This is a genomic window from Streptacidiphilus sp. EB103A (genome assembly GCF_041261405.1).
Taxonomy (GTDB): domain Bacteria; phylum Actinomycetota; class Actinomycetes; order Streptomycetales; family Streptomycetaceae; genus Streptacidiphilus.
In genome coordinates this window covers 69,121-82,032 of sequence record NZ_JBGCAQ010000009.1, presented here as the reverse complement: position 1 = coordinate 82,032, position 12,912 = coordinate 69,121, and the positions used below count along the sequence as shown (strand labels likewise).

Sequence of the window (12,912 nt, the reverse complement as noted above, 5' to 3'; positions counted from 1 at the left end):
ACATACAGACCATAATCGTTGTTCGCAATGTGGATTTACGAACAGGTATTTTGTTCAATATCCGTCGGCGTCGGGGTACTGGGCGTCGGCTGAGTGAGGTTGAGCGGGTTGCCGTCGGGGTCCTGGATGTGGGCGACGCGCTGTCCCCACGGCATGTCGTTGGGGCCGCCGCGGACCGAGCCGCCCAGTGACTCCACCCGGCCGAGCGTCTCGTCGACGTCGTCGACACCGATGCTGAGGAGGATCCGCGACGCCGTCCCGGTCTCGGGGTCCGCCCTGGCCACCAGTCCGAGGTCGGTGTCGCCGATGCGCAGGCCGAGGTAGAAGACCGGGCCCTCCGCCGGTACCCGGAAGATCTCCTCGGCACCGAACAATTTCGTGTAGAAGCCGAGCAGAACGTCGTGGTCGGCGGTCACGATCACTGGCTGGATGGTGGACATGGCACTCCTGTCGAGAACGGTCGTGTCGCTGGGCAGACCGTTCGAGAACGGTGAACTCATCGGCACAACCACCCCGCCGGACGATCTGCACCCGGGGTGCAGGTCAGTGCTCGTAGTGGGAGCGCGGCCCCGCCACCGCTGCTGCGCGTCCCGGAACGGCTCGCCGTCCCTGCGGTGGCCCGAATGCTACGGTGTGGCACGACACAACTACTGTGAGCTGCTTTGATCATGGGGACACATGCGCATCGTGTGCGTTGGCGGAGGGCCCGCCAGCCTCTACTTTTCGATCTTGATGAAGAAGTACGACCAGGACCACAGCATCACGGTCCTCGAACGCAACCCCGTTGGATCCACCTATGGCTGGGGGGTGACCTACTGGGGTGACCTGCTCGACAAACTGCGGGAGGGCGACGCCCCGACCGCGCGAGCCATCAGCGAGCACTCCGTCCGCTGGGGAGGCGGCGTGGCGCACATCCGGGACGAGGTGACGACCCACTCCGGCGACGAGGGGTTCGGCATCGGCCGGCAGCGCCTGCTCGACCTCCTGGCCGAGCGGGCGACCGACCTCGGGGTGCGCGTCGAGTTCGGTCGCGAGATCGAGAGTCCCTCCCAACTCCCCGACGCAGAGCTGATCGTCGCCGGTGACGGTGTCAACAGCCGCCTGCGCCAGCTTCATTCAGATCATTTCGGGACGAAGGTGACGGCTGGGCGGAACAAGTTCATCTGGCTCGGAACCACAAGGGAGTTCGAGTCCTTCACGTTCGCCTTCATCGAGACCCCAAGCGGCTGGATCTGGTTCTACGCCTACCGGTTCACGAGCGATCTCAGTACCTGCATCGTCGAGTGCTCGCCCGAGACCTGGGCCGGGCTCGGCTTCGACAAGCTGGATGAGAGCGCGACGCTGGCGCTGCTCGAGAGGATCTTCGCGAAGCAGCTCGACGGTCAACCGCTGGTCAACAGGGCGGACGGGGGAGGCCGCCCCGCCTGGCTCAACTTCAGGACCATGACGAACGGAACGTGGCGCCACGACAACATCGTGCTGCTGGGAGACGCCGCTCACACGACGCACTACTCCATCGGCGCCGGGACCACGTTGGCGCTCGAGGACGCCATCGGCCTTGCTGGAGCGCTGCATCGGCACCGCGGGCTCCAGCCGGCCCTGGCTGCCTACGAACAGGAGCGGAAACGCGCCCTCCTCTCCACTCAGGCCGCGGCACGCTACAGCGCCCAGTGGTACGAGAACATCCCGCGCTACATCCACCTGAAGCCCGCACGCCTCTTCGCGCTGCTCGGCCAGCGGCACTCGCCGCTTCTCCCGTACGTGCCGCCCCAGATGTACTACGTGGCCAACCAGGCCGTTGAGGAGTTCGCAGCCCTGCGGAAGTTCCGGAAGTGGCTGGGTCCCCTGGTCGTCCGGACCCTGCAGGCACGCCGCCCCGGTCCTCTGTGAGCCCCACCTCGGCCGTTCATGTGATCGTGGACCGGCAGGACGGTCAGTGGGAATCACCAGAATCCGGTGAGGACCTTTCACCTGCCCGGCGGCAACCCTGAACAGGGGCGTGCAGTGAAGGCGCCGAGGCCCGCAAAGGAGATGTCACCGTGAGTATCCATACGTCCGTCACCGAGGCGGAGGCCGCCGACCGGCTCGCCCTGCGCGAACTGGTCGACGCCTACGCGCACTGCGCCGACCGGCGCGAGGCCAAGGGCCAGATGGCCCTGTTCACCGAGGACACCCACTTCGTGGTGTACATGGACGCGAGGGACCCCGAGCCCACCCAGGAGCTGCATGACCGCGAGTCGCTGGCGCCGGTCTTCGACGCGCTCAACGCCTACGCCGTCACCATGCACTTCAACGGGCAGAGCACGATCGAGCTGGAGGGCGACCGCGCGCGTGGGGAGACCTACTGCCTGGCCCACCATCTGACGGAGTCCGACGACGGGTCGCGGACGATGATGGTCGCCTCGATTCGCTACCTTGACACGATGGTCAAGCGGGAGGGGCAGTGGCTGTTCGCCGAGCGCCGCCTCCTGGTCAACTGGACCGACATGCGGCCCCTTGAGCTCTGATCTGATCCGGACGCGCACGCATCATGCCTGAGGCATTCGAACGCTGGGCGCGCACCTGTCGTGGTGCGGGCTCGCGGTCCGCGCCCTGGTCTGGCTGTCCGCAGAGCGCGGCACGAGTGCGGAGTACCGCCGCCATCTCGCCGGCTTGAGCGTCGTGATCGGGACGGCGTCCCCCGGCCTCACCATCCCGCCCGCGCTCATCGAGCGGTTCGGCCTGTTCACCATCATCGTGCTCGGCGGGACGGTGCTCGGCGTCGTCGACGGGTCGCCAACCCCGCGCTTGGCTCAGCGAGACCGTCGGCGATGACTTGACCGGCCTGAACAGCTCAGCTTTCCACTCAGGCGCCGAGGGACGGTCCCAAAGGAGTTGGCCGCTAAACAAGAAATCAGAAGCGGTATAGAATGTCCACTCGATACAGTGCGTATATGTCAGTTACCCGAGGAGACCCCCAACGCCGCGAGCAGGTGCTCGCGTCCGCGCTGACCGTTTTCGCGACCTTCGGATACCGCAAGACATCGATGGACGCGGTGGCCCAGGCCGCGGATGTTTCCCGCCCCGGCCTGTACTTCCTCTTCTCCAGCAAGGAGGAACTGTTCCGTGCGACCATGCAGCGGGAGTTGGAGCGGGCCCTGGGGCAGGTCCGTACGGTGTTGGCCGAACCCGACATGGACCTTGGCGCGCGCCTGGTGGCCGCGCTCGACGCTCATCTGGGCCGGTATGTCGGTACCCACCTCGGCGAGGGTGTCGATGCCCTCCTGGAGCACGGGGCAGCAAAGCTCGACAGCATGTACGACGACTACCGGTCCGCTTTCCACGACGCACTCACCGAGGCCATCACCACCTCCGGGTGGCCTACCGGGAGTGTCGTGCCGGAGCACATCGCCGAGGTCCTGGCCGCCGCTGGTGAAGGGTGGAAGCACCGCGTGGCCGACCGCCCGGAATTCGTCGACAAGCTCTCCTTGGCCGTCGGCGTGGTGTTGCGGCCCTAGGCCGGACGGTGCGTCTGCCTGATCGAATCGTGCGCTCTCGACACACAGCGACCGGTGACGGAGTTCAGGCGCGGGAAGGGAGAGGTGCGATGGCCAAACGGTCAGCAACGACGACTTCCGGTCGCCCGACGAGCCAGGGGCGGCAGGGGCTGATCGACCGTCATGGTCTCGTCAGCCTGCTGGACCGGGCCGCCCACATGCCAGTGACGATCGTTTCCGCTCCCGCCGGCAGCGGGAAGACGTCACTGCTGCGGGTCTGGGCCAACCGGCCTGGTCAGAGCCATCACATCGCCTTCCTGTCCGTACGGCCGGGCCAGCACGATGCCCAGCAGTTCTGGCTCGCTCTCCTGGCCGCGGTCCGGTCTGCCACCGGCACGGGCGAGGTGGAGCAGCCGGTCGCTCGTGGCTTCGACGGCAACGCCATGGTGGACCGGGTTCTCTCCGAACTCGTGGACTGGGGCAGGCCCTTCTTCCTGGTCGTCGACGACCTGCACGAGCTCAGTTCTGCCGATGCGGTCGAGCAGTTCACGAGGCTCCTGATGAGCCTCCCACTGAACGTCCACGCGATCGTGGCCACTCGACAGGACCGTTCACTGCGCCTTCATCGGCTGCGCCTTGCAGGGCAGCTGGCCGAGATCCGCGACGCACAACTGCGCTTCAGCCAGGAGGAGACGTGTGACCTCCTGGCCGCCGCGGGAATTGCGCTGCCCGAAGCGGCTGCGGCGATGCTTCATCAGCGGACTGAAGGCTGGGCGGCCGGGCTACGGCTGGCGGTGCTCTCACTCGAAGGGCGAGCGGACGCGGCCCAGTTCGTCACCGAGTTCTCCGGCAGCGACCGTACGGTCGCCGAATACCTGATGGCGGAGATGCTCGACCGGCAGCCGCCGGACGTTCAGCGAATGCTTCTGCGGACTTCGTTCCTGGACCAGGTCAACGGTGAGCTGGCCGATCTGCTGAGCGGCTCCGCCGGGGCAGAGCGGAACCTGCTGGACCTGGAGGACGCCAACGCGTTCGTCGTCTCACTCGATGCCGACCGCACGTGGTTCCGCTACCACCACATGTTCGGTGACCTGCTCCGGCTCGAACTGCGCCGCGCCTTCCCAGGAGACATCCCGGACCTGCACCGGATCGCCGCGCACTGGTTCACAGACCACTCGCACATCGCCGATGCCGTCCACCATCTCCAAGCCGCGGGGGACTGGAGTCAGGCGGCCGACCTGCTCACCGACCATGCCGTCAGCCTCACTCTCGACGGGCAGACCGAAACCGTGTCCGCGCTGCTGCGCGCCTTTCCCGCGCAAGCCGCCAAAGACCACCCCGGTCTGTCGTTGGTCCAAGCCATCACCGACCTCGACAGGATGTGTCTCGACGAGGCCGCCGCACACCTGGATGTCGCCCGGCTCTATGCCGCAACCACGCCGGTGAACCGCCGGTCCCGACTCCGCATGGCCATCGCATCCCTGGAACTGGTGCTGGCTCGCCTGCGCGGTCACTTCGACGGTGTGTCCGAACTGGTTGAAGCTCTGCCCACCAGCGCCGCCGGCCAGTCGGGTGCCGAGGCGGCGCTCAGCAGTGACCTGCGCGCCTTCGCCCTCCTCAACCACGGTGTCGTCAAAGCCTGGCTGCTACGGCTGGCCGACAGCGAGCAGGACCTGCTGGAGGGCGCCGCCCTGGCGAGGGACATCGGCCGCCCCTACCTGGAGGTGGCGTGCCTCTCCTACTACGGACTCGCTTCTTGCCCCCGTTCCTTCTCGCAGGCCCGTCGGCGCTGCGAGGAAGCCATCGCTCTCGCCGCACGCCATGGCTGGGACAGCAACTCGGTGATCGCGCCGGCGCAGGTGACACTGGCCGGGACACTGATCTGGACCGGCGAGTTCGACGGCGGCACACACTGGCTGAAGCGCGCCCGTACGGCAACCGAAAGGTCGGGCGAACCCGGACTGCGGGTGCTGGCCCATCTGCTCGCCGCATGCGTCCCCGCAGCGCACGGCCGCCACCACGAAGCACTGGAGGAACTGGCCGCCGCCCGGCGGGTCCAGGCCCGCATGGTCGGCGAACACGCGCTGGCGATCCGAGTGATCGGCTGGACCGCCGCATGCCAGGCCCGACTCGGCATGGTCGACCTGGCCCGCGAGACCCTCTCCGACCTGGACGAACGCCAGGCGTCGAGCGGTGAAGCCTGCAACGCCGCAGCGGTCATCAGCCTGGCCGAGAAGGACCCTGAACGAGCCCGCCACGAACTCCGGCCGGTCCTGGACGGCACGGCCCCCGTCAACCCGTACCTCACGCGGGTCGAAGCCAACCTCCTCGACGCGCTCGCCTGCCGTGACCTGGGGGACGAGCGCGCCGCACGGGCCAGCATCGAACGGGCACTGACCATCGCGGAGCCGGACCGGTTGATCTTCCCGTTCGCGATGACGGGTGCGTGGCGGTTGCTAGACACCCTGGGGCCACGGGGAGCAGCACACGCCGCATTGATCGCCGACATCCTCGACATGGTCCACGACGGCACCCTGGCAGCAGCTGCCTGGGCGCCCGGCGGTCCGGCCGAGGCGCTCAGCCCGAGCGAGCTGAGGGTCCTGCGCTTCCTGCCGACGAACCTCACCAGGCCCGAGATCGCCAACGAGCTGTCGGTCTCCCTCAATACCATCAACACCCACATGCGCCGCATCTACGCCAAGCTCGGCGCCACCGACCGCTCCTCGGCCGTACAGCGCAGCCGTGAACTGCGACTGCTGGCCCGAAACCGCGCCTGAAGGACAACGGGACACCAGGAAACGCCTCGCCGACGCCAACGATGCGAATCGCCGGATTCGGGTGATGACCCGTCACACGCCCACCCGCGATCCTGGCAACTGCACACCATCAGGCCGACCGCCATCGCGGCTGCACCGAACACCTGCTCATAACCGGCGTATCCGCCTGTCGAGCTGCTTTGCCCTCGAAGGCGAGAGCCCGGACCCACCAAAGAGGAGAACACATGCCGAAATCCACCACAACGCTCCTGTGGCGTGGCCTGCTCAGCATCGGTCTCGGGGCCACCTCGGTCCTCTGGCCCGGCATCACCATCGGCGCGTTCGTCGTTGTCTTCGCTGTCTTCGCCCTCCTTCTCAGCGCGGTGGAGTCACTGCGCGCATTCAGCAGTGATCGCGTCGGCTCTGTCCTCGGCCGGCTGTCCCTGGCACTCATCGCCCTCGGAGCAGGATGTGTCGCGCTGACCTGGCCCGGCATCACAGCACTCGCCCTCACCGTGTGCATCGGCGCATGGGCACTGATGGCCGGCGCCGGCGAGATCGCACTGGGCCTCCTCCCCGGTATGAGGGCCGGCTATCGCGCCTTCACGACCCTGACCGGCCTGATCTCGATCATGCTGGCATTCGTGCTCTTTGCGCGCCCCGACATCGGGGCGGTCTCGCTCGCCACGGTCTTCGGTCTGTTCAGCCTCGTTCACGGGGTCTCCACTCTCGTCCTTTCCCTCCAACTGAGGTCCCGCGCCGACCTGAGCCCGAGCGCACGGTAGGCACATCGACTTCCCTGGAGGGGGAAATGAGCCTGAGCAGGCACCTTGCGCCTCGCATAGACTTCTGGGACTGGCAAATGAAGGCCGCATGTCGAGGGATGGGAAGTTCTTTCTTCTATTCCCCATCCGGTGAACGGGGCCTGGACCGCCAAGCGCGGGAACAGACAGCGACGGCCATCTGCTCCGAGTGCCCGGTGCGGGAGAAGTGCGCTGATTTCGCGCTGTCAACACGACAGGAGTTCGGAGTCTGGGGCGGACTCACGGAGTCCGATCGCCAGTCGAGACGCATCAGCTGACGCCGGAGCAGGACAGCGAGTAAGCAATCCCAGGACATCACCCGAATCCAGTGACGACACCTCACCGGGGCGGCCGAGACCCTTCAGGCCCGACGACTGAGGGAAGCATCATCATGACCAGTCCGCCCAAGCAAACCGATCTGACCTTGTTCCTGGGGCAGTTGCTGCATTCACCGGCCCAGCTGGGTGCGATCGCACCCAGCTCACAGCACCTGGCCCGACTGGTCTGCGCACCGGTGTCAGAGCGCGGCGAGCCCGTTGTGGTGGAGCTGGGTGCGGGCACTGGCCCCTTCACCGTGGAGATCCAGCGCAAGCTCGCCGGCCGCGGCCGTCACCTGGCCATCGAGGTCAACCCGCACCTGGCCGACCGCCTGCAGCGACGGTGCCCGGGCGCCGAGGTCATCCGGCAGGATGCCGCCCTCTTGCCCTTTCTGCTCGATGAACGCGGCATAGACCGCGCCGACGTCATGGTCAGCGGCCTTCCCTGGGCGCTCTTTCCGTCATCTCGCCAGCAGCAGCTCATGGACGTGGCGGCTGCCAGGCTGGGACCGCACGGCGTCTTCACCGCGTTCACCTATCTGCACGCCGTTCCTCTGCCGCTCGCCAAGCGCTTCCGCAACCTGCTGGACGAACTGTTTGAGGAGGTTGTGCCCAGCCGAACGATCTGGCGCAATGCACCTCCGGCCTTCGTCATGCATGCCCGCCGACCCCGGAGACAGGGGGTCTGTACCGCGAACGGCTCTGGACCGCCTGACACTGGGACCGTTGGGTCCTGAGGAAGCAGTCCAGTCAAGGGGAACGCATGGATCCCAGTGGGAACGAGGAGTGGGGGCCGGGCCTGTGGCGGCTGGTCAGACGGCGGCGGTGGGGAGGGCCGCCCAGATGATCCGGCCGGGGCCGTGCTCGTCGCGGACCACGCCCCACCGGTTGGTCACGCTCGAGACGATCTGCAGGCCGCGCCCGTTCTCCTCGTCGGCCGTGGCCTGGCGCACACGAGGCTGCCCCGGCTTGCAGCCCTGGTCGCGCACCTCGACACGCACCGAGTCCTCGTCGGCGCGCAGGACGCAGGTGATCTCCGTGCTGTCGGTGTGGGTGACGGCGTTGGTGAACAGCTCTGACATCACCAGCACCGCCATGTCCAGGACCTCGACGTCGCACTGACGCGTCCCGAGCCACTGCCGAAGGCGGCGGCGGGCGACGGCGACCGAGGAGGCGTGCGCGGGAAGCCGGAACTCCACCGCGTGGGACGGCGCTCCCTTGGCGTAGCCCCACTGTGCAGGGCTAGGCGTGGTCATGTCATGCATAAGGGCCACCGTCGTTCGCCTTCCATCGGCCTGCGCGGGGTCGGGTCGGCACGGACGGACCCGGGGAGCGCAGGCGCAGACTTCCTCGCGCGCTGCAGCTTCGGGGTCTGGATCACCACTTCACTATGCTCACTGTAACCACCAGATGGCAAGGGCCAATCTGCAGATTGCAGAATTGAAGCCGCAGTGTGTCTACTCCACCGGCACCATGGCACACTGCTGGCATGGCAGTCCGTCAGGGAGGCAGGATGTGAGGGAACCTCGGTCAGGCCCCACCGTGGGCCAGATTGTGCTGGGCCGACGGCTCCAGCACCTCCGCGAAACCGCAGGACTGACGCTCAATCAGGCAGCCGCGGCACTCGACGTCAACGCGGCCACCGTCCGGCGGATGGAGAAGGCCGAGGTCGGCTTCAAACTCCTGTACGTCCGAACCCTCCTGCAGACCTACGGAGTCGGCGCGGACGAGAGCCACGCCTTCATCGAACTCGCCAAGGACGCCAACCAGCCCGGCTGGTGGCACCAGTTCCGCGACGTCCTGCCCGAGTGGTTCAGCCTCTACGTGAGCCTCGAGGGCGCGGCCACGGTGATCCGCGCCTACGAGCCGCACCACGTCCCCGGCCTGCTGCAGACCGAGGACTACGCCCGCGCCGTGCTCCGCCTCGGCTTCGCCCACGTCCCCGACGAACTCGAACGCCACGTCGCCCTGCGCCTGGAACGCCAGTCCCTGCTCACCCGCCCCAACGCCCCGCACGTGTGGGTGGTGATGGACGAGACCGCACTGCGCCGGCCCGCCGGAACCGCGGAGGTGATGCGCTCCCAGGTCGACCGTCTCATCGAGGCGACCCGGATCCCCAACGTCACCCTCCAGGTCATGCCGTTCGCCGCCGGACTCCACTCCGCCGCGTTCGGCCCCTTCCACCTCTTCCGCTTCCAGGAGCCGGAACTGCCGGACATCGTCTACGGGGAGAACCTCACCGGCGCCGTCTACCTCGACGATCCCGTCGACGTCGCGGCCCACCGCGAGGCACTGGACCGGTTGGGAGCACAAGCAGTACCCGCAGACGCCACCGCAGCATTCCTCGGCGGCATTCGCAAGGAGATCTGACATGGACCGCATATCCACCGTATTCAACGGCATGCCCGCAGCCCAGCTCGGCGACGAAGGCTGGCACAAGCCGTGGAGCGGCTCCAACGGCGGCGCCTGCGTCGAGGCCAAGAAGCTTCACGACGGCCGGGTCGCGCTGCGCCAGTCCACCGACCCGGACGGCCCCGCCCTGATCTACACCACCCCCGAGATCGCCGCGTTCATCCAGGGCGCGAAAGCCGGCGAAGCCGACTTCCTGCTCACCTGACCGCACTACCGGGGCACCGCCCCGCGACCCCCCCGCACACGTACAACCCAGCCCAGGAGAGCGGAATGACCGAGCACGGCGTCCCGGCGGACCAGATAGACACCAGCCGACCCCACCCGGCCCGCGTCTACGACTTCTACCTCGGCGGCAAGGACAACTACCCGGTCGACTGGGCACTCGCCGAGCAGGTCCTCGCGATCTTCCCCACCATGAAGTCCGGCGCCCAGGTCAACCGCGCCTTCATGCACCGGGCCACCCGCTGGCTCGCGGACCAGGCCGGCATCCGACAGTTCCTCGACATCGGCGCCGGCATCCCCACCCAGCCCAACCTCCACCAGGTCGCCCAAGCCGTCGCCCCGGACGCCCGCATCGTCTACACCGACAACGACCCCATCGTCCTGGCCCACGCCCAAGCCCTGCTGCGCAGCACCCCCCAGGGGCGCACCGCCTACATCCAGGCCGACGTCAGGGAACCCGGGAAGATCTTCGCCGCTCCCCAGCTGCGCGACACGCTGGACCTCAGCCGACCCGTCGCTCTGAGCCTGAACGCGCTCCTGCACTTCGTTCCCGACGAGTTCGGACCCCACGACCTCGTCCGGCAGCTGGTCGCAGAACTGCCCTCGGGCAGCTACCTCGTGCTGTCGCACGTCACCGGGGACTTCGACGCGGACACCTGGGGGAAGATCGTGGCGTTCTACCGCACCAGCGGTATCCCCGCGCAGGCGCGCTCCGTCAAGGAGATCCTCCCCTTCTTCAGCGGTCTCGAACTCGTGGACCCCGGTGTCGTGGTGGCAACGGATTGGCGGCCCGAACCCGACCAGCCCAGCTACGACGCCGCCCCCGACGTGCCGATTCCCCTGTACGCCGCGGTGGCCCGCAAGCCCTGACCCCGCCACTCCCTCGGGGCAGTCTTCTTCCTGGCGCTGTTCACCACGCCCTCAAGGGGGTGCCTGCACCCCCGTCGGTACCGGGGTGCCCGTGCCCTCGTTCGCGCGTCGCGGAGCGGAGAACCTGTGTGTGTCGGCGCAGGCCGACCCTGTCGGGGGGCTCCGGGAGCGGACCGGGGACGACAGCGAAATCGGGGAGGAACCAGACCATGAACAAGACACTCGTCGGTGCGATGGCGGTGCTGGCAGTCGTGGGCGCGGCAGCGAGCGGCTGTGCGCCCACCGCAAGGACCGCGTCTGTCAGCGCCTCGGGGGGCGGCCACGGTGTCGCGGACGGCACCACCGGGAAGGTTCTGCCCGCCGACGCGGCGACGTCCGCGTCCCGGCAGCCGACCGGATACGCGTTCAGCACCCACGACGACCCGGCCGACCCCACCTTCAACCAGCTGCTGGGCATCAACTCCCGTGGCACAGTCGCCGGTTACTTCGGCTCCGGCGCGCAGGGCCACCCCAACCAGGGTTACCTGCTGTCCCCGGGCAGCTGGACCTTCCAGGCCGACAACGTCCCGGGCACCGTACAGACCCAGGTCACCGGGTTGAACGACCGCGGTGTCACCGTCGGCTTCTCGTCGACCATGAACAACGCCGGCCAGGTCAACGACAACACCGGCTTCTACGCCGTCGACGGACGCTTCCACTCCGTGGCGTTCCCGACCGCCGACAACGCGAACCCGCCCGTCAACCAGTTGCTGGGGGTGAACAACGACGGCACCGCCGTCGGCTTCTACACCGACGCCGCCGGCAACAACCACGGCTACACCTACAGCATCGACGACCACGTCTTCCACCGGGTGAGGCTCACCGGCGCGACCAGCACCACGGCAACAGCGATCAACAGCCACGCCGACATCGCCGGTTTCAGCACCGATGCGACCGGGGCCACGGACGGGTTCCTGCTGCGCCACGGCGACCGAACCACCCTCGCCTTCCCCGGCGCGTCGACGACCCAGGCGCTCGGCGTCAACGACAGCGACGAGGTCGTCGGCGTCTACCAGACCGGCACCGGCAGCAACGCCCAGACGCACGGCTTCACCTGGACCTCCCGGGACGGCTTCAGCACCGTCGACGACCCCTCCGGTGTCGGGGCCACCACGGTCAACGGTGTGAACGACGCCGGCGACCTGGTCGGCTTCTACACCGACGCCGCCGGCAACACCGACGGGATGCTGGCCACCCCGCAGGTCGGCGGCGTGGCCGTACACCACGTCACCCTGCACCCCATGCCCGCCGGATCGGTGTCCTTCAGCCGCGACAGCCAGGGTTCCCTCCGGGCCCGGCTGCATGTCTACGGGCTGACCCCCGGCTCCGCGCACCAGGTCGAGATCGACGGTCCCGGATCGAGCGTCGTCGCCTCCTTCGGGGTGCTCACCGCCGACACCACCGGTCAGGCCGACGCCACCCTCACCGCCACCGGTCTCAGCGGCGGCCTGCCCTGGGGGAGCCGCCTCGTCGTGCGCCTCGGCACCACTGGCGGGGGCTCCAACGGCAGTCAGGTCGCGGCCGAGCCGATCGCTCGCACGCAGACCCTGCCCACCTGGCCCCACGGGGACGACTTCGGCCTCTCCGCCGTGGACGTCGCCCCCGACGGTGCGAGCGCGGGCATGCTCAGCGGGCGGGCCACCGTCGCCTACAACGCCTCGGCGAAGACACTCACGGTCACCGTCAACGCGACCGGCCTCACGCCCGGCGCCCACGCCGCCCACATCCACCTGGGCAGCTGCCAGGTCCAGGGGCCGGTGCAGTACATGCTGACGGACCTGCAGGCGGACGCCCAGGGGAACATCGTCGACCAGACCCGCGTGATCACCGGTGTCACCTCCAGGCCCCCGGCGAGCGGCTGGTACCTGAACCTCCACCAGGGCGACAGCAACACCATCCTGGCGAACGGCAGCCCGACCCTCGCCTTCCGTCCGCTGCTCTGCGCGAACATCTGAACCGCCCCTGAGCGAGGCCCTGGCCACCGGATCCCCCATCGGCCAGGGCCTCGGCCGTGCCC

Annotated in this window: 14 protein-coding genes; 12 read left to right on the top strand and 2 right to left on the bottom strand. The window is 68.2% G+C overall.

Annotated features, from left to right (window positions below):
• Window positions 1-35 precede the first annotated feature (35 nt).
• Complete coding sequence (locus ABH941_RS16400) at window positions 36-440, bottom strand: VOC family protein (protein ID WP_370129937.1); 405 nt, start codon at window positions 438-440, stop codon at window positions 36-38.
• A 238-nt stretch (window positions 441-678) separates the two neighbouring features.
• On the opposite strand from ABH941_RS16400, the gene ABH941_RS16395 reads away from it, so the two are divergent.
• The 8 genes from ABH941_RS16395 to ABH941_RS16360 all read left to right on the top strand — a co-directional run bounded on the left by ABH941_RS16395 (window position 679) and on the right by ABH941_RS16360 (window position 8,089).
• The gene (locus ABH941_RS16395) at window positions 679-1,890 is read left to right on the top strand and encodes an FAD-dependent monooxygenase (protein WP_370129936.1); all 1,212 of its coding nucleotides are present in this window, start codon (window positions 679-681) and stop codon (window positions 1,888-1,890) included.
• A gap of 149 nt (window positions 1,891-2,039) precedes the next feature.
• Window positions 2,040-2,507, top strand: a complete 468-nt coding sequence (locus ABH941_RS16390; protein WP_370129935.1) for a nuclear transport factor 2 family protein — start codon at window positions 2,040-2,042, stop codon at window positions 2,505-2,507.
• Between the two features lie 145 nt (window positions 2,508-2,652).
• Window positions 2,653-2,814, top strand: coding sequence for a hypothetical protein (locus ABH941_RS16385; protein WP_370129934.1), 162 nt, complete (start codon window positions 2,653-2,655; stop codon window positions 2,812-2,814).
• Between the two features lie 119 nt (window positions 2,815-2,933).
• Window positions 2,934-3,497 (top strand): TetR/AcrR family transcriptional regulator, encoded by a 564-nt coding sequence (locus tag ABH941_RS16380; RefSeq protein ID WP_370129933.1) that lies wholly within the window; start codon window positions 2,934-2,936, stop codon window positions 3,495-3,497.
• An 89-nt stretch (window positions 3,498-3,586) separates the two neighbouring features.
• Window positions 3,587-6,253: a LuxR C-terminal-related transcriptional regulator gene (locus ABH941_RS16375; protein ID WP_370129932.1), complete on the top strand. Its 2,667-nt coding sequence runs from the start codon at window positions 3,587-3,589 to the stop codon at window positions 6,251-6,253.
• Window positions 6,254-6,477: 224 nt separating this feature from the next.
• Window positions 6,478-7,017 (top strand): HdeD family acid-resistance protein, encoded by a 540-nt coding sequence (locus ABH941_RS16370; protein ID WP_370129931.1) that lies wholly within the window; start codon window positions 6,478-6,480, stop codon window positions 7,015-7,017.
• Between the two features lie 26 nt (window positions 7,018-7,043).
• Window positions 7,044-7,313: a WhiB family transcriptional regulator gene (locus ABH941_RS16365; RefSeq protein ID WP_370129930.1), complete on the top strand. Its 270-nt coding sequence runs from the start codon at window positions 7,044-7,046 to the stop codon at window positions 7,311-7,313.
• A 113-nt stretch (window positions 7,314-7,426) separates the two neighbouring features.
• Window positions 7,427-8,089 (top strand): class I SAM-dependent methyltransferase, encoded by a 663-nt coding sequence (locus ABH941_RS16360; RefSeq protein WP_370129929.1) that lies wholly within the window; start codon window positions 7,427-7,429, stop codon window positions 8,087-8,089.
• A 75-nt stretch (window positions 8,090-8,164) separates the two neighbouring features.
• Here ABH941_RS16360 and ABH941_RS16355 read toward each other — a convergent pair whose 3' ends face one another.
• Window positions 8,165-8,608, bottom strand: coding sequence for an ATP-binding protein (locus tag ABH941_RS16355; protein WP_370129928.1), 444 nt, complete (start codon window positions 8,606-8,608; stop codon window positions 8,165-8,167).
• Window positions 8,609-8,867: 259 nt separating this feature from the next.
• Between ABH941_RS16355 and ABH941_RS16350 the strand changes: the two genes are divergently transcribed.
• The 4 genes from ABH941_RS16350 to ABH941_RS16335 all read left to right on the top strand — a co-directional run bounded on the left by ABH941_RS16350 (window position 8,868) and on the right by ABH941_RS16335 (window position 12,850).
• Complete coding sequence (locus ABH941_RS16350; protein ID WP_370129926.1) at window positions 8,868-9,722, top strand: DUF5753 domain-containing protein; 855 nt, start codon at window positions 8,868-8,870, stop codon at window positions 9,720-9,722.
• Window position 9,723: 1 nt separating this feature from the next.
• Entirely contained in the window at window positions 9,724-9,969 is a 246-nt protein-coding gene (locus ABH941_RS16345) for a DUF397 domain-containing protein (RefSeq protein WP_370129925.1), read from the top strand.
• Window positions 9,970-10,034: 65 nt separating this feature from the next.
• Window positions 10,035-10,856: an SAM-dependent methyltransferase gene (locus ABH941_RS16340; RefSeq protein ID WP_370129924.1), complete on the top strand. Its 822-nt coding sequence runs from the start codon at window positions 10,035-10,037 to the stop codon at window positions 10,854-10,856.
• Window positions 10,857-11,065: 209 nt separating this feature from the next.
• A complete protein-coding gene (locus ABH941_RS16335; protein ID WP_370129922.1) occupies window positions 11,066-12,850 on the top strand; it encodes a CHRD domain-containing protein in 1,785 nt (594 codons plus the stop codon).
• Window positions 12,851-12,912: the final 62 nt, after the last annotated feature.